General features: G+C 51.1%; 14 protein-coding genes and 1 riboswitch. Of the genes, 13 read left to right on the top strand and 1 reads right to left on the bottom strand.

Translation table 11 applies throughout. The features are described from left to right. Window positions 1-36: 36 nt before the first annotated feature. Complete coding sequence (locus ACAN56_RS30795; RefSeq protein ID WP_231578353.1) at window positions 37-579, bottom strand: hypothetical protein; 543 nt, start codon at window positions 577-579, stop codon at window positions 37-39. A gap of 219 nt (window positions 580-798) precedes the next feature. Continuing rightward, window positions 799-902, top strand: a riboswitch (purine riboswitch). Window positions 903-1,126: 224 nt separating this feature from the next. Between ACAN56_RS30795 and ACAN56_RS30790 the strand changes: the two genes are divergently transcribed. The 13 genes from ACAN56_RS30790 (at window position 1,127) to ACAN56_RS30730 (ending at window position 16,506) form a co-directional block, all read left to right on the top strand. After that, window positions 1,127-1,744, top strand: coding sequence for a xanthine phosphoribosyltransferase (locus tag ACAN56_RS30790; protein ID WP_038597834.1), 618 nt, complete (start codon window positions 1,127-1,129; stop codon window positions 1,742-1,744). Continuing rightward, entirely contained in the window at window positions 1,738-3,033 is a 1,296-nt protein-coding gene (locus ACAN56_RS30785) for a nucleobase:cation symporter-2 family protein (protein WP_341097107.1), read from the top strand. Before ACAN56_RS30790 ends, ACAN56_RS30785 begins: the two co-directional genes overlap by 7 nt. An 81-nt stretch (window positions 3,034-3,114) precedes the next feature. Further along, window positions 3,115-6,213 carry an ATP-binding protein gene (locus ACAN56_RS30780; protein WP_379147619.1) on the top strand — a complete coding sequence of 1,033 codons (3,099 nt, stop codon included), beginning with the start codon at window positions 3,115-3,117 and terminating at the stop codon, window positions 6,211-6,213. Between the two features lie 227 nt (window positions 6,214-6,440). Then, complete coding sequence (locus ACAN56_RS30775) at window positions 6,441-6,647, top strand: hypothetical protein (protein WP_038601107.1); 207 nt, start codon at window positions 6,441-6,443, stop codon at window positions 6,645-6,647. 25 nt (window positions 6,648-6,672) lie between these two features. Continuing rightward, on the top strand, window positions 6,673-7,377 hold the full coding sequence (locus ACAN56_RS30770; RefSeq protein ID WP_379147653.1) for a hypothetical protein: 705 nt from the start codon (window positions 6,673-6,675) through the stop codon (window positions 7,375-7,377). Beyond that, complete coding sequence (locus ACAN56_RS30765) at window positions 7,374-8,591, top strand: glutathionylspermidine synthase family protein (protein WP_038597830.1); 1,218 nt, start codon at window positions 7,374-7,376, stop codon at window positions 8,589-8,591. The genes ACAN56_RS30770 and ACAN56_RS30765 overlap by 4 nt, the downstream gene beginning before the upstream one ends. After that, window positions 8,584-9,246, top strand: coding sequence for a signal peptide protein (locus tag ACAN56_RS30760; RefSeq protein ID WP_379147616.1), 663 nt, complete (start codon window positions 8,584-8,586; stop codon window positions 9,244-9,246). Before ACAN56_RS30765 ends, ACAN56_RS30760 begins: the two co-directional genes overlap by 8 nt. Then, entirely contained in the window at window positions 9,243-9,635 is a 393-nt protein-coding gene (locus tag ACAN56_RS30755; protein WP_038597825.1) for a DUF350 domain-containing protein, read from the top strand. The genes ACAN56_RS30760 and ACAN56_RS30755 overlap by 4 nt, the downstream gene beginning before the upstream one ends. A 95-nt stretch (window positions 9,636-9,730) precedes the next feature. Then, entirely contained in the window at window positions 9,731-10,744 is a 1,014-nt protein-coding gene (locus ACAN56_RS30750; RefSeq protein ID WP_038597823.1) for a potassium channel family protein, read from the top strand. A gap of 387 nt (window positions 10,745-11,131) precedes the next feature. Beyond that, window positions 11,132-12,100 (top strand): hypothetical protein, encoded by a 969-nt coding sequence (locus ACAN56_RS30745; RefSeq protein ID WP_379147614.1) that lies wholly within the window; start codon window positions 11,132-11,134, stop codon window positions 12,098-12,100. A 46-nt stretch (window positions 12,101-12,146) separates the two neighbouring features. After that, window positions 12,147-13,688: a glycan biosynthesis hexose transferase WsfD gene (gene wsfD / locus ACAN56_RS30740; RefSeq protein WP_038601102.1), complete on the top strand. Its 1,542-nt coding sequence runs from the start codon at window positions 12,147-12,149 to the stop codon at window positions 13,686-13,688. Beyond that, a complete protein-coding gene (locus tag ACAN56_RS30735; RefSeq protein ID WP_379147612.1) occupies window positions 13,685-15,226 on the top strand; it encodes a hypothetical protein in 1,542 nt (513 codons plus the stop codon). Before wsfD ends, ACAN56_RS30735 begins: the two co-directional genes overlap by 4 nt. A gap of 29 nt (window positions 15,227-15,255) precedes the next feature. Next, entirely contained in the window at window positions 15,256-16,506 is a 1,251-nt protein-coding gene (locus ACAN56_RS30730; protein ID WP_038597820.1) for a glycosyltransferase family 2 protein, read from the top strand. The last annotated feature ends 9 nt before the right edge of the window (window positions 16,507-16,515 follow it).

The following is a 16,515-nucleotide window of genomic DNA, read 5'->3' as shown; positions in this document are numbered from 1 at the left end:
TTATTCTCAGATTACTCTATGAATTGCGGACAAAAGTTAACGGGACCGTCTTCTTCTCTGGCGGTGCTTGGCTGAACCTCTGTTCAAGGCATGGCCTCCTGCGCCACCGCCGACCGCCTGCTGCTGGCGTGTATAGGGGCTGTCGATGGCAGAGTTGGTTCCGCCTGTACTGTATGTTCCGCCGCCGCTGCCTACCTGTGTCGCCGATGAACTCATGCTGCCTTTAGGGAGCTTGACCGTCTGGTTGTTGATGACAACGACGATCTCCTTGCCGCGCGGACAGATCAAAGGGAGAGGATGTTTGCCTCCGTTTCGTCCTTTGCTCCCCAGGTTAGCGGCATCTCCTCCGGCGCCGACGCTCTGCTGCTGGCGTGTATAAGGGGAAGCAATGGCCGCATTGCTTCCGGCTGCGCTGCTTCGTCCCGCACCGCTGGCAATTTGGGTGGTATTGGCTGCGTTGGTGTATTGATTATTGATGACAAATACGAGCCGGTCTACTCCCGCCAGCGGCGTCCGTGTAACAATCCGCCGTTTTCCTTTTTGAATAATAACGACAATCCGGTCCTTTTGTTTGGCCACCCGTATCGTTCCTCTCTGAGTAGTTTTCCTTATCATAAATGCATGGGGGCGGAAATCGTGAGCAATACGGGCGGAGTGTGCTTAGAAACAAACGCTTGCCTAATAGGCCGATTGAAAACATATGTATTTCATGAAAATATGTCATAAATGGATGAAATAATGCTTAAAATTTTGCTTGTAAGGTTCGGACAGAGCGTGTAAGATATACAAGGTATTTACTACGACTTTTCATAAACAACTCATATAATCTTGGGAATATGGCCCATAAGTTTCTACCGGATAACCACTGTAATTATCCGACTATGAGTGAAATAGCGCATCTAGGGTTCCGTTTCTTGTGCATCGGCATAAGAAAGACTGGTCCAAGCGATGCGGACACTGATTATGTGTTACACCACTTAGGGACAAAAACCCAGAGGGACAGATTCACTTGAGAAACACTCAAGGGGGTCTGTCTTTTTTATTTAAAGATAAGAATTTATCGTTTCCACTTGTCACGATTTAAAGAATTCATCAGATCATATCAAAGGAGCGATCACCCGCAGTAATGAAAATATTAGAGGAACGCATCAGAGAAGAGGGCTTGATTCTGTCGGATACGGTGCTGAAAGTGGACTCGTTTCTGAACCATCAGGTGGATACGGAGCTTGCGCTGCAGATCGGGCAGGAATTCAAGACGATCTTCGGGCATCTGCCGGTTACGAAGGTGTTGACGGTTGAGGCCAGCGGAATTCAGTTTGCGATGGCGGCAGGCATTGCCTTAAAGGTGCCATTCATCTATGCCAAGAAGAAGAAAGCCATCACGCAGTCGGAGGACGTCTATTCGGCCCCGGTACATTCCTTTACCCGTCAAGAGCATTACCGGATCAGCATCTCGCAGAAATATCTGGGCCCGGGCGACAAAGTGCTGATCGTCGATGATTTCCTGGCTACGGGCGCTGCTTTGGTGGGACTGGCTGATATCGTGGAGGAATCCGGCGCAGAGCTGCTAGGTGTGGGCTGCGTGATCGAGAAGAGCTTTCAGGAAGGACGCAGTTTGCTGGAGAAAAGAGGAATCCCCGTGCATGCCTTGGCACGAATCGCTTCCATGGCGCCGGGAGAAGTTCATTTTATAGACAATACTGCTGATATTAAAGAAATGATCAAGGAGAGTGCAGGATGTTAAGCAAACAAAAGGTCTTCGCATTAGGACTCCAGCATGTGCTGGCCATGTATGCCGGCGCGGTCATTGTGCCACTTGTTGTCGGAGGGGCGCTGAACCTGAATGGAACACAAATGGCCTACCTCATTGCTGCGGATTTGTTCACTTGCGGACTGGCCACGCTGCTGCAGGTCATGGGCAGTAAATATTTCGGCAGCGGCCTGCCGGTGGTGCTGGGCTGCACCTTCACTGCGGTCAGTCCCATTATTGCCATTGCCTTGGATTCCAATCTGGCAACAGCCTATGGTGCGATTATTATATCGGGATTGTTCGTTGTGTTTGCCGCCCCGATCTATGGGAAGCTGCTGAAGTTCTTCCCGACCGTGGTAACCGGCTCCGTGGTGACCATCATCGGGCTGTCGCTCATTCCGGTTGCTATGAATAATGTGGCCGGCGGGCAGGGACAACCTGATTTCGGAGAACCCCGCAATTTGCTGCTGGCCTTGATTACACTGCTGGTGATTCTCGCTGTGAACCGGCTGACAACCGGGTTCCTGCGTTCCGTTTCCGTACTGGTAGGTCTGGTTGTCGGGACGGCTATCGGCTATTTTATGGGCATTGTACATTTCTCCACTGTCGGTTCTGCCTCTTGGATCAGCGTGGCCCAGCCGTTCTACTTTGGCTGGCCCGAGTTTAACGTTACGGCCATTTTCACGATGATTATCGTAAATATCGTATCCATGGTGGAATCGACCGGCGTATACTTTGCCGTAGGCAAGGCTACAGACCAGAAGGTCGAGCAGAAGCAGATTGTCAACGGCCTCCGCTCTGAAGGTCTCGCCATAATGCTTGGAGGGCTGTTTAATGCCTTCCCGTATACCGCATTCTCACAGAACGTCGGACTGCTGTCACTGACCCGTGTCAAGACGCGGAATGTGATTTTTGCCGCCGGCGGTATCATGGTTGTGCTGGGATTGCTGCCTAAATTGGCTGCGTTAACCACAATCGTGCCGAATGCGGTACTCGGCGGGGCAATGATCGTAATGTTCGGTTCGGTCGCGGCTTCCGGAATGTCGATCCTCTCCGAGGTCGATCTGCGCAAGGATGGCAACCTGCTGATTGCCGCCTGCAGCATCGCTGTCGGCCTGGGCTCGGCGGTATTGCCCTCCATGTTCGACCAACTGCCGGAGTTTGCCAGAATGCTGCTGCAGAATGGTATTGTTTCCGGGTCGCTCACTGCGATCATTCTGAATCTGTTCTTATCCAAAACACAGGATAATACAGCTCCTGCCGCCGTGCAGGATGCACAGTAATTCCAATATGCACCTCTAATAAGAATTACCGCCGGTTCCGAAATAAATGGAATCGGCTTTTTTTAGAAAGGGGGAGGAAATATGCTGAAATATTGGCAGCGTATTCTCGGGAGTCTGCTGCTGGTATCCCTATTGCCGCTGCTTTCGGTCCTTCATCTTTTTACGGGCCAGCAAGATATGCCGGTCTCCCGCCAGGGGGTCATGGATCTTCGGGCTTGGGATTTCCGCCATGACGGCGTGGTGAAGCTGAACGGGGAATGGGAATTATACCGCGATGCGCTGCTAACGCCGGGGGATTTCAGCCAAGCTGATCCGGGCGGGGAGGGAGTGCCGGCTTCTACCATAATCGAGGTGCCGGATAAATGGAACCGTTATCTGTCGGATACCGGCAGCCCAGAAGCCAGAGGTTATGCCACCTATCGGCTGCAGGCCATGATTCCCTATGGAGAGGATGTTATTTACGGCCTTCGGACGGCTAATATACGCACGGCAAGCAAGGTGTTTGTGAACGGACAGGAGATCGGCAGCAGTGGAAGTCCGTCTGCCTCCTCTTCTGAGGGGCGGCAAGAAAACTACCCCTACATGGGATTCGCTGCCGTGTCCGGCGACAAGCTGGAGATTATTGTCCAGGTGGCCAATTACAGCTACTCTTCCGGCGGAATTGTTCTGCCGATCGTGATTGGCTATCAGGCCGACATTCTGAAGCACCGGGAATTCGCTCTTTTTGTGGATGGTGCAACGCTGTTCGGTTTTTTTGCCCTCTCCTTATTTCTGCTGATGTTCTCCAGAGTAAAGGAAAGCCGGGGCATCACTTTAAATTTGGGATTATTTTGCACAGCGGCCTTTGTCTATGTACTGACCCACGGGGAGAAGCTGATCTCCTTCGCGCTTCCGGGCCTGCCTTATGATATTGTACTCAAGCTGCAGCTGGCTTCATCCACGCTGGTTTATTTTTATCTGCTCAGATATGTTGCCCACTCGGTAAACTATCCAATGCCTCCGGCGGTCATCAAGACCTCTAAGATGATCACTGTCGCCCTGCTGCTTATCGCTATATTTGTGCCTGCTTACTGGTTCAGCTATCTTGAGGGGCTGCTCTTGACCTGGGGCTCCATAAGCTTGAGCTTTGTCCTCTATTCCATGGTTAAAGGTACGAAACAAAACACGCAAAACATGTTCTTCATGATGGTCAGTATTGAGAGCTTAAGCATCGTCATTTTATGCTACCTGCTTACGTTTACCGGCCTTGCCCTCAGCTATGTTATTACCTCCTACGAGATCATTCTGTTCGGATTCTTTCAAGCTGCGCTAATGACCCGCAAATACGCTGCCTCCTTCCTGGAAGTGGAGCAGCTGTCACGCAGGCTGCTGACGCTCGACGGGCTGAAGGACGACTTTATGGCAGATACCTCGCAGGAGCTGCGGAAGCCGCTGCAGGGCATTGTAAACATTGCACAGACGCTGGCCGAGGGTGCAGCCGGAGCTTTAACTCCTGAGCAAACCGGTCAATTGTCCATGATAGTCTCTACGGGCAGGCGGCTGTCTGCATTAATTAATGATATGTCGGATTTCGCCAGGCTGAATCACGGGGATTTCTTTCTGCGGCGGCAGGCGGTGGACCTGCGGAGAGTAGCTTCTTCCGTAATGGAGGTTACCCGCCATGTATCGGGCAATTCCCGTCTGGTCTTCAAACTGAACCTGCCGGAGTCTCTCCCGCTGCTAGAAACAGATGAGCAGCGGCTGTCGCAAATCTTATTCAACCTGTTGTCAAATGCTGTGAATAATACCCCTCAGGGTGTGATAACCCTGTCTGCTGAGGTTAAAGAAGAGTATGTTGCTATCCTTGTAGCGGATACTGGCTTAGGGGTCGCTCCGGAGCGCCTGCGTACCATTTTTGACGCGTACGATCCGCAAGGGGCGGACGCCCAAAAAACCTACCGGGAAAACGGCCTTGGCCTCAGCATCACCCAAAAGCTGGTAGAGTTGAACGGAGGGAGAATCGAAGCCGAGTCTGAACCGGGTCAAGGCTCGGTATTCCGCTTCACGATGCCGATACTGCAGAAACGAACAGCGTTTCTGGATCAGGACTATCTGGAGATTACCGGCTGGGAGTCGGCAGCGGCTTTGGAGTCTCCAGGAGAAGAGCCTGCGCTTCCCCTTGAAGGGGAATGCTGCTACATCCTTGTTGTCGACAATGATCCTGTCAATCTCCAGGTGCTGGCCAATGCGCTGCAGCTGGAGCAGCATAAAGTGATTACCGCAGGCAGCGGACCTGATGCGATTATACAAATGCAGAATCATCCCGAACTGGACTTGATCATTATGGATTGGGTAATGCCTGAAATGCCGGGGCTGGTGTTATGCAAGGCGATTCGCGAGCGGTTTGTTTTATCTGAACTGCCGATCCTAGTACTGACAGGCAGCAGCCGCCCGGAAGATATTCAGGCTGTTTTTGAGGCGGGGGCCAATGATTACTTAAGCAAGCCGGTAGAGCTGCGGGAATTCAGGGCACGCGTGAAGACGCTGCTGGATATGCGTAAGTCCATCCGTACGTCGGTACAGACGGAAATTGCTTTCCTGCAGGCCCAGATCAAACCTCATTTTCTGTATAATGCGCTTAATGCCATTATCTCAGTTTGTTCCGATGATCCGGATAAGGCGACCGATCTGCTGCTTGATCTCAGCCAATACTTGCGCAGCAGCTTTGATTTCCAGAACCGCGGGCAAACGGTGCCGATCGGAAAGGAACTGGAGCTGGTGAGGTCCTATCTTGCGCTGGAGAAGGCGAGATTCGATGAGCGGCTGAATATCGAGTTGGATGTGCCGGAAGGCCTGCGCGAACTGGTCCCTCCGCTCAGCATCCAGCCGCTGGTGGAGAATGCGATCAACCACGGCCTGATGCGGAAAATGGCCGGAGGAACCGTCAATCTGTCCGTTAAGCTGCTGTCCGGGCAGCTCGTTGTTGCAGTATCTGACAATGGGGTAGGCATCACTCCGGAACGGATTGAACAAGTGTTGTCCGAAACACACTCCGAAGGAGGCATCGGCCTGAGGAATATCCAGAGGCGGCTGCTCAAAATATACGGAACCGGTCTGATGATTGTGAGTACGCCGGGCAGGGGGACTACGATCTCTTACACCATTCCCAGAGGAAATCCATCCATAGACAGAGCAAAATAGCATTCATCCGGAAAGCCAATGAATAGCCGGGTTCGGAACATATTGTGAACAGACTTCCATTAACGTATTTCCGATTGCCAAGATTATTCCAATACCCTAGAATTTACTTGGACCGTAACAGATAAAATAGATAGGGATGGACTGCGGCTCATGAAACGAAATTGTGCTTACAGCGTATCAGAAGCATAACAGTTATCAGGAAAGAAGGGTAATAAGTGGATAATGGAATGAAGGTCATCCTGTTTGAAAAAATGCCGGAAGGCGATCTGCGTGTCATCGAGGAACGTACCTGGAGCATGAATATGATTACTGCCCTGGAACATGTCAATTATATTGTTGTGGGCAGCCGGGAGTATGAGGCAGTGGAAGGACGGCTGAACGTGGACGAGGGAAAGCTGGAGCTTTTGCTGGTTCCGATGCGTGCTGAAGGATAAATTGTCAGGAAAGGAGGGGCCCATGTTGGGAAAAGATGAAAATACTAAAGAACCCGCCGTGTCCAAATTGTTCAATGCAGAAGGCAAGCCGCTGCGTGTATTGTCCACCTCGCTAGGGATTGCGCTGCTGGCCAATGCACTGTTTGTACCGGGCGGGGCGGGTGCCAGCGGCAGCCCGGGCGAAGAGCCGAAGCTTGTCTCCTGGTCCACCGAAGAGGTTAAAGCTTATTTTGATAAAAATGTAGACTGGAATATTCCGTACCCGGAAGAAAATGTGGAAGAGACCGTGCAGGAGGGCAGCGGGGTAGTAACCTCCGGCGGGACAACCGTCATTAACAATTACGGCGGCTACAGCTCGGGTTTCGGCTGGGATGATATGCTGCTGTACCACATGCTGTTTAACAGCGGCTCGTTCTACTCCTCCAGAGGCTGGTACAATGACCGGCCGACCTATTACGGAGGAACCCGGACTACCTACAAGCCGCCGACCTACAGCAGTGGCAGCTTCCAGAACAAAAAGGTAGCCGGATCTGTGGCAAAACCGAAAACCTCTACTTCCTCCACCGGCTCCATCACGAGAAGAGGGACATCCTCGAAGAAAGGCGGCATTGGGGGCACATCCAGCGGTTTAGGCTCCAGCGGTTCAAGCTCCAGCAGTAAATCAAGCTCCTCATCGTCAAAATCAAGCGCCGGCAGAAGCTCCAGCAGCAAGAGCGGTTTCGGCGGATGAGTTCTGCAGAGAGTGTCTTTCAATTTGTGGATCAATCGGGTCTGGAACGGGCGCCAAGAGTGGAGAAGCTGCATGAGCTTGGCTTCACCTGGGCAGATCTGGAGGATGAAGAATATTGGCTTGATGCCGTTGCGGTGATGCGCGGCGAGACTTACCAGGAACTTGAAGAAGCCTCGGTCAAGCTGTGGGCTATACTGGACAAAACAGTCCGCTATGTCCACCGTAGACATGATCTATATGATTTGCTCGGCATTCCCCCCGTCCTGTGGCAGATGCTTGATGAATGCCCGCTGCCGGAGCCGGGCCGCATCAGCCTCTATGCCCGGTTCGATTTCGCCGTGGCGGACAACGGGGCGATTAAGCTGCTTGAATTGAATGCCGATACGCCTACCGGTTATGTGGAGGCCTCCATCGCTACACCCTGGATCTGCGAGCAGGCGGGAATCGCCAGCCCCAATGGAGCGATGAAGGGACTTCTTGCGGCGGCTTGGGGCACAGAACGGCCGGACACGGCAGCTTGTGTCGCCTACGGTTCCCATCAGGAAGACTCCGGCACGATTGAGGCCCTTGTGAAGCACAGCGGCCTGGATATCAAGTGCGTGGATTGTCTTGAACTATGGATTGATGAAGGGACTGTACGGGATGGAGAGGACCGGGTTATTCAGCGGATGTTCGCCCTCTATCCCAAGGAATGGATGGCGGTAGACGAAGGCGGCGATGCGCTCGCCTACGCCGTAGAGAGTGGACAGCTGGAGTTATTCAACGGACCGCACAGCATCCTGCTGCAGTCCAAGGGATTGATTGCGGCGGTATGGGGGATGTATGAGCTGGGACTGCTGTTTAGTGAGGAAGAGCGCGAGGCGATCTCCCGCTATATTTTGCCGACCTACAATAAGCCGGTATTCTCCGGGAGCTTTGTCTCGAAGTCTGTATTCGGCCGTGAAGGTGGTTCTGTACGTCTCTTCGATGACAACGGGACACTTGAGCTGCAGGACGAGGAAGGCTTTGACAGCAGTACACTATTCCCCACCGTCTATCAAAAAAGAGCCGAATTGGCCCGGATTCAGACAGCGGAAGGGGAGTTTCATCTGCTCACCGGCATGTTCGTCATTAACGGGAAACCTTGTGGCCTGCTCGGGCGGGCAGGCGGACCGATTACAGGCAATGCCAGTCATTTTATCGCGCTAGGAGTGAGGGAACTTGGAGATGAGTAAGAGTAGAAAGGTGCGGACCGGGCGCTTCGGGGTAATTCGGCTGGGCGCGGTCCTTGGAATACTGCTGTTGTCGGTGCTGCTGAGCGCATGCTCAAGCAATGAGGACAGTGTGTTTCATGCAGGTACTCCTGCAGCGGAAACAACGGACAGTGTATCCCGTGTACCGTGGGATTACCGGGTAGTGGAGAGCACAGTGGGGGATTTGATCGGCAGCGACATGACGGTTTTGCCGGATAACGAGCTGCTCCCGAACGATGGCAACTATGCCACCGGGGATAAGATCTGGACATTGCAGTTCATGGATGCCGAGCTGGTTACGGATGCTGACCAGAAGAATGAGATCCGCCTGTCCGCCTGGTCCACGCTTAAATCGTATGGAGACCAGAAGACGGCTGCAGAGGATCTGAAGAATCTAAAGGTATCCATTACCACCGATGTGGATCTTGTCGGAGTCTATAAGACCAAGTTCAAGGAGAAGACAAGAAACTTCGCCGTGCTTGAGCTGCCTTCCGGCAACCGGATCAAGCAGCCGATTGACGACAAGCGTTATACAGCGCTGGAGAAAGAGAAGACAGCCTCCGTGGTGCTGGAGGAAGTGCATGATTTTGCCGATTATGATTCGGCTTATGCGAAATTTCGGGGGTGGGCCAATTGACGATTGTTATTAATTTGATAGTCAGCGTTCTGACTATCATTCTGCTTCAGGTGCTTGGCATGGTTGTATTCGGCTTGATGACTCCGTTCAAGGATATGGAGGAATTAAAGAAAGGCAATGTGGCTGTAGCTCTGGCGCTGGGAGGCAAATTTCTGGCCACAGCGATCGTACTGGGCGTAGCGGCATATACGAATACTTCTATCTGGCACATGATGTTATGGTTTGCGGTAGGTTACGTCTGCCTGATCGCCGCTTACTGGATCTTTGAACTGTTCACTCCCAATTTCAGGATTTCCGAACAGCTGGAGCAAGGGAATGTGGCCGTAGGCACAATGCTCTGCCTGGTATTCATCGGAACTGCCTTTGCCGTCAGCAGTCTGATCATTTAATTCAGCAGGCTCCCTCCAGGGGCCGGCAGACTAAGGCTGCGCGTGCCGGGTCACGGTGCGGCAGCCCTATTTAACATCGGAAGCGGGGCGGAAGGGTGCATTTTTTACTCAGAATATCCGGAAAGCTGATGCGTCTAAAGAAGAAGTCGATTGGGCTGATAATCCTTTTTTTTATTGTTCTGAGCGCAACCATCGCGTTTGTTCTGGAGCCGGGTACGTTTCATAACTGGTTCAACGCCTTCTATTGGGTCATGACTACGATGGCCACCGTTGGATACGGCGACTTTTTTGCGACTTCGGTAATGGGGAAGCTGTTCACCATATTTTTGTACGTGTTCGGCATAGGCCTGCTCAGCTTGGTCATCGGAAAGATTGTTGAGGCCATGGGAGAGGTGCAGAGAAGGAGAGGAGCGGGAACCTTGAGCTTTCACGCCGCAGATCATATTGTATTGATTAATTGGAGCCGCAAAACGCAGGCAGCCGTCGAAGAGATCCTATGCTACACACCGAAATGCAAGATCGTCATTATTGACGAATCGGGGCGTCATCCGCTGGAGCATATGGAACAGGTTCATTTTATCAGCGGCGATGCATCCAGTGATGAAATTCTGCAGAAGGCTAACATTCATGAAGCAAGGGCAGCCATTGTGTTCGGTGACAACCGGATCGACGAAGCTTCGCTGATTGACGGCAAGTCGCTGCTGATCGCTTCGAGCATTGAGCGGCTCGCGCCGCAGGTACATACTACTGTAGAGATTATGCAGGAGAAGAATATTCAGAATTTCCGGCATGTTCAGGTGAATGAGTTCGTGCTGTCGCATGATGCCATCTCCAGATTGGCTGTGCGTTCCGCCCTGCAGGAGGGGAATTCGGAAGTCATCACCCAGCTGCTCAGCCGCCAGCATGGCGACGACATTTATGAGATCCCGCGGAATCCCGCTTGGCAAACCTATGGAGATGCCTTTCAGGATCTGCTTTCGCGGGGGGCAACCCTGTTGTCCGACCACAGCGACCTAAGCATCAACCGCAAGCTTAATCAGCCCATTCCGCAAGATGCCAGATTATATATTGTGTCGGATGAGGAGACGTACCGGAGAATTAAAGGATAGAGCCATTATATGCATAAAAATGAAGCTGCCCGGGCCGGTAAATGCCCTGTAGGGCGGCTTTTGTCTATTCGGCGCATAAAATGTAAATATTTAGATATTTTTTATTGGTTTGACACATAATGATCAACATTAATCTACATTTGGTGACTTATATTACCGTTATAATAGTATCGAAACCTTAATGCTATCTCTAAAGGAAGTGATAGATTGGGAAATAAAAGCATTCAAGTTGCGGCTATTATGCTGTCTCTATGTTTATTGGCCTCCTGCAAGAGCAATGGGGAGCAGCCGATATCTTCCCCGGAGACTAGCGCGGGTTCTTTACCTTCATCCCCTACTCCCTTGAAGAGCCAACCAGCCGTCCATATAGATAAAGAAGAACAGGAGTTGTACACATTCATTGCAAAACAGCTTACGGGTCCTTATGGCGTCTATACAAATTTGCAGGACACCGACCAGACGGCAGAAGCAGCCACTGGCCACGAAGTACTAAGCGAGTCTGCTTCACTCATGATGAGGATCGCCGTACTGAGCGGCAATAAGGAGATGTTCTCCTCAGAATGGGCAAAGGCGAAGCAAACGTTCAGTACAGAGGGCGGTTTCAGCTATCGTTATAGTCCGAAACTCCAAAAACACTACCCCCTTAATGCCGCCGTTGATGATTTACGCTTGATCGGCGCGCTATATGCAGCAGGAGACACCTTTGACAACAAGGAATACACGAACGAAGCAGCCGAATATTCTAAGACTTTTTACCGCAATAATGTAAAAGATGGATATATGTATGATTTCTATGACAATGATTTCCGGGTGACCAATGACTTTGTTACTTTATGTTATATTAATCTGGATGTCTTGCAAAATTTGTCGATAAATGACGAAATTCGCGGAATTTTATTACACAACATGAACACAATTCTCGAGGACGGGTATCTGTCAGATGAGTTCCCGTTCTATGAAACGAGATTTAATTATAAGACAGGTAACTATAGCTCGGAAAAGATCAATACGGTGGAATCGCTGCTGAGTATTCTGAATTTGGCTGAGGTGGACCGGCAGAAACCACAGAGTATCCGCTATATCAAGGAGCAGGTTGAGGCGGGAACGCTGTACGGGCAATACACCAGGGACGGCCAGCCGGCCAATGATATCCGCTCCACGGCAATTTATGCCCTTACGGCAATGATTGGCGCGGAGATCGGCGACGACTCTCTTTATAGCAGAAGTATAGAAAGAATGAACGAATTTAGAGTTACGGATACAGGGAGTGTCCTATACGGCGGGTTCGGAAATCCTGAGACGGGACAAGCCTATTCTTTTGACAATCTTATGGCCTTACTCGCTTATTCCTACTAATTTAATCTAATAGTAACGAAGGTGAACCCGCATGGATGACAACACAATGAAAATACCTTTGCGCAGAGGTTTAATCCCTGTTAATTTAACGGTAACCCCTGCTTTGACAGCGGCCATTGGCGTACTGTTCATTACAGTCTTCGCCTTGTTTACGGCTCCCTATGTGGGGATGGCCGATAACGGCGACTTTTTCCGCATCATCTACAGCAACGGCCTCTATTTCAACTTGCCGGATTATGACAGCCAGTATTTTGGCTATTTTGTTAAACAGTTCGGAATCTATCAATATTATAATGAGAACAGCTCCATGCTGGTCTCCTCCCAATCCCTCTTTATTAAGCTGGCGATCGGCGTCAATAAGCTGTTCTTCAGCAAAGAGGTCTTTGATATCCGCTTTCAGGCGGCCATTTATCTGATTCTTTATGTCGCAGCTGTTTATCTGTTAATAGAGGCTGTTACTTGCCGCATGTCCCGCAGACGGGGGATGATCACCGCGGTCATTGCGATTGTTATCTTCGGAGATACCGGCTATACGGCGTATTTCAATTCCTTCTTTGGCGAGAGCATTGTGATGATTACTATGCTGTTCATGTTCGCGTCATGGCTGCTTCTCTACCGCGGAAGATATAATGATTATGCCATGCTGGCGGTGTTTCTGATCAGTACGCTGATCCTGACGACCTCCAAGCAGCAGAATGCTCCGGTGGGCATGGTGATTTCCCTGTTCGCGCTTTCGCTTATCTGGATTCGGAAGGAACGACTCTTCCGCTGGCTTACTATTGCTGCTGCGGCGCTGATGATGATCACGGGTGTTGCAACCTATTTGAACATCTCCAAGGAGTTCGTGAATATTAACCAATATCATGCCATGACCCGCGGGGTGATGATGCAATCCGACAATCCGGAAACGGCTCTGAAGTCCTTTGGCATCAACGAGCAATACGCGATTCTGAGGGAAAATACGTATTACGACCAATACGGCACAGTTGATGTGAAATCGGACATTCTGGAGAAGGACTTCTACAGCCAGTACGGCTTTGTCTCGGTCCTGAAATATTATCTGGCCAATCCTGCCCAGATGGGCTCTATACTGGATACTGCCGCGAAAAGCGCCTATACCATCAAGCCTGCGGCGATGGGCAACTACGAGAAATCAGTAGGTAAGGAATTTCGCGCGCAAAGCCATTTCTTCACCCTTTACAGTATGCTTAAAGAAAAGCTGGCCCCGCGAACCTTCGCCTTTATTCTCTTATGGATGGCGGTTATTATAGGGATTTTTACGCCGTCCTTTGTGACGGCAGCGAAAGCCGGGAATTTCAGAGGCCTGCAGAGACTGCTGCTGATTATAGCGACGATGCTGGTGGGGCTGTCCGGTATCTTTGTATCTATTATCGGAGCGGGCGATGCCGACATTGCCAAGCATGAATTCCTGTTTACGTTGTCGTTTGACTTGGTGACCTTCTTTACCGTATCAAGTGTCATTGGACGGGGGCTCTTCTTGAAAAAGAAAATCTCAACCGCGACTCCCGCGAGCCCTGCCGCCCCTGCAGGCGAATATCCCGTAGCCGAAAAGGGTGTGAGTGCTTGAACCGCAAGAGGATCATAGGCTTGCTGCTGGTTATATTCGCACTGCTGCTTCCGGCTCCGGTTCCCGTACATTCCGCTCCCGCTCCGCAGCAGACCCTGCTGCTGTACGACAGCTTGGCGAAAGGAACGCCCCGGGATGGCAATATCACGGAGCTTCAGCGGCTGCTGGCCGCCTACAGCACCAAAGTTACACTACTGAGTCTGGATGAATACAAGCAAGGCACACTGGCATCGTACTCCAGCGTGATAACAGTCATAAACAGTGAAGATCTTGCCATTACGAATAAGGCGTACTTAGAAGATGCGGATAATTATCCGGGGAAGGTTCTGCATGTTGGTTATAACATCCCAGTGAAGATGAAGCAGTCGCTGCAGCTATCCACGGCTGTATTTCACGGGCAATATGCCAGCCTTTCTATTGGAGAGTTCTCCGGAGTCAGCCTGAATGTGCCTGACATGCCCTATATTGCGGCGAGCAAGGCAACACACGCCTACGGCAGTTTTTCATTTCAGGGCGGCAGTCTGCAGGCGCCTTATGCCGTGAGCCGGGGACAATACACTTATGTACCCTATTTGGAGAAAGGCAATTTCAGTACTGTCGCAATGGCTTATGTACTGAAGGATTGGCTTCCGTCTTCAGCAGCACCTCAAACCTATCTGGTACTGAAGGAGATTTACCCGTTCTCGGATTTTGAGCTGCTGGAGAAGACAGCAGACCGGCTCTATCAGAACGGAATTCCGTTCATTGCCAGTGTCCGGCCGGTGTTCGGCAACACCGACTTCCCGGCGATGGAGCGTTATTTGGAGGCGCTGAGAATTGTGCAATCCCGCAACGGCAGTATTGTGGTGAATGCGCCTGCGGTAAGACCGCCTATCAGCTTGAGCGACCGCTCACTGAAGGGCAAGATGAACGGGTTCATCAATGTGCTGGTGGCGGGCGGTATAGCACCGCTGGGCATTGGAGCGGAAGGATACTGGACCTACGACAAAGAGTATGCGGGGGCAGGAATGGGCTTTTTCGACTCAGCTGTGCTGTATCCGGATGAAGAAGCCCGGTATATGGAGCAGACCGACACCTCGGCGGTTTTTGCCTCCAGCCTGTACAGTGTGACGCCGGAGTTCCTCCTGAGTTTGCGGCATACCGGAAAGGCTATGCCCCAGTTACCGCTGGATACCGCAGTTGTTGTCGATCTTCCGGAGGACAACGAAGGACTGGAATCCATGCTGCATACGGTGGAGCAGAGCTGGATCTCTTTTGCCGATTATAAGCAGGGAGCCCATAAGGTAGTTACCGATACGAACACTATTGCCTCCGTAGACGGGGTCATCAGAATGGGCGGCAAGGCACTTAATGTCGGGTATGCCCCGGAAGTGGTGGACAGCGATTACCAGTATCAGAAGGAGCAGGTCAAAAGCTTCACCCGGCTGTTCAGTGCGCAAAATCAGTTTTTTATTGTGGTCATCATCATCTCTCTGCTCGTGTTCGGCAGCCTGTTGATAATCGGTTACAGGATGTACCGGAGAAAATATTTGAAATAAAGAAAATTTATCAATAGTAGGAGAACAATATGACGATATCGGATGTGCTGATGGTGATCGCGGTGATCTGCATCTGGTCGCTGCTGCTTGTGAATGTGGCTTTAATCATCGCGGGATATTTATATTACATCACAACGGAAAACGAAGATGTCCCCGAGATTAAGGGCGAGTATCCCTTTGTCAGCATCATGGTTCCTGCACACAATGAGGGAGTGGTCATCAGCAAGACCGTAGAGTCGCTCCTGGCCCTCGATTACCCGCATGACCGTTACGAGATTATCGTCATTAATGATAACTCCTCGGATAATAGTGCATTGCTGCTGGGGAACATTCAGAAAAGACATCCGCAGCGCAATCTGATGATCATTAATACGGATGCGGTCACGGGAGGTAAAGGCAAATCCAATGCGCTAAATATAGGCTTTGCCCGCAGCAAGGGCGAATTGATCGCCATTTATGATGCTGACAATACACCGGAAAGGACGGCGCTGCGTTATCTGGTGGCGGAGATTATTAACGACTCCACACTTGGTGCGGTAATCGGAAAATTCAGAACCCGCAACCGTGATGCGAGCCTGCTCACCCGGTTTATTAATATTGAGACGTTGTCTTTTCAGTGGATGGCCCAGGCGGGACGGTGGAAGCTGTTCAAGCTTTGCACTATTCCCGGCACCAACTTTATTATGCGCAGGTCTATTGTGGAGAGCATCGGCGGCTGGGATGTCAAAGCAATCGCTGAGGATACCGAGATCAGCTTCCGGATTTACATGATGGGCTACCGGATCAAGTTTCAGCCGAAATCGGTGACCTGGGAGCAGGAGCCGCAGACGGTGAAGGTCTGGTTCAAGCAGCGGACACGCTGGGCGAAAGGCAACATCTATGTAATCGTCAAGAACATTCCGCTGCTCTTCAATAAGTCGGCTGCCAAAATACGCTTCGATATCCTGTATTACTTGTCGATCTACTTCCTGCTCCTGATCTCGCTTGTGACATCGGATATCTTGCTGGTTCTCCATGCGATGGGTTATGTTCACACTACGATTGCCGGACTCAGCAGTTTCTTGTGGCTGCTTGCCATCATCCTGTTCGTGGTCGGAATCTTCATCACGCTGACGACGGAGAAGGGCGAGATGAGCCTGTCTAATCTATGGATCATTCTGCTGATGTATGTTTCGTACTGCCAGCTCTGGATGGTTGTCGCCGCTTACGGTTTATACAACTATCTTAAGGACGTCATTTTCAAACGGGAAGCCAAATGGTACAAAACCGAACGCTATTAAAGCGCCGGA

The sequence above is a fragment of the Paenibacillus paludis genome (genome assembly GCF_042610515.1).
Lineage (GTDB): Bacteria > Bacillota > Bacilli > Paenibacillales > Paenibacillaceae > Paenibacillus_AQ.
The sequence above is the reverse complement of the archived record's forward strand: the minus strand, read 5'-3'. Positions and strand labels throughout refer to the sequence as shown.

Bases quoted from the DNA above. Each gene is read 5' to 3' on its own strand.
- ACAN56_RS30790 (WP_038597834.1), top strand. From the start codon at position 1,127: ATGAAAATATTAGAGGAACGCATCAGAGAAGAGGGCTTGATTCTGTCG.
- ACAN56_RS30785 (WP_341097107.1), top strand. From the start codon at position 1,738: ATGTTAAGCAAACAAAAGGTCTTCGCATTAGGACTCCAGCATGTGCTG.
- ACAN56_RS30780 (WP_379147619.1), top strand. From the start codon at position 3,115: ATGCTGAAATATTGGCAGCGTATTCTCGGGAGTCTGCTGCTGGTATCC.
- ACAN56_RS30775 (WP_038601107.1), top strand. From the start codon at position 6,441: ATGAAGGTCATCCTGTTTGAAAAAATGCCGGAAGGCGATCTGCGTGTC.
- ACAN56_RS30765 (WP_038597830.1), top strand. From the start codon at position 7,374: ATGAGTTCTGCAGAGAGTGTCTTTCAATTTGTGGATCAATCGGGTCTG.
- ACAN56_RS30760 (WP_379147616.1), top strand. From the start codon at position 8,584: ATGAGTAAGAGTAGAAAGGTGCGGACCGGGCGCTTCGGGGTAATTCGG.
- wsfD (WP_038601102.1), top strand. From the start codon at position 12,147: ATGAAAATACCTTTGCGCAGAGGTTTAATCCCTGTTAATTTAACGGTA.
- ACAN56_RS30730 (WP_038597820.1), top strand. From the start codon at position 15,256: ATGACGATATCGGATGTGCTGATGGTGATCGCGGTGATCTGCATCTGG.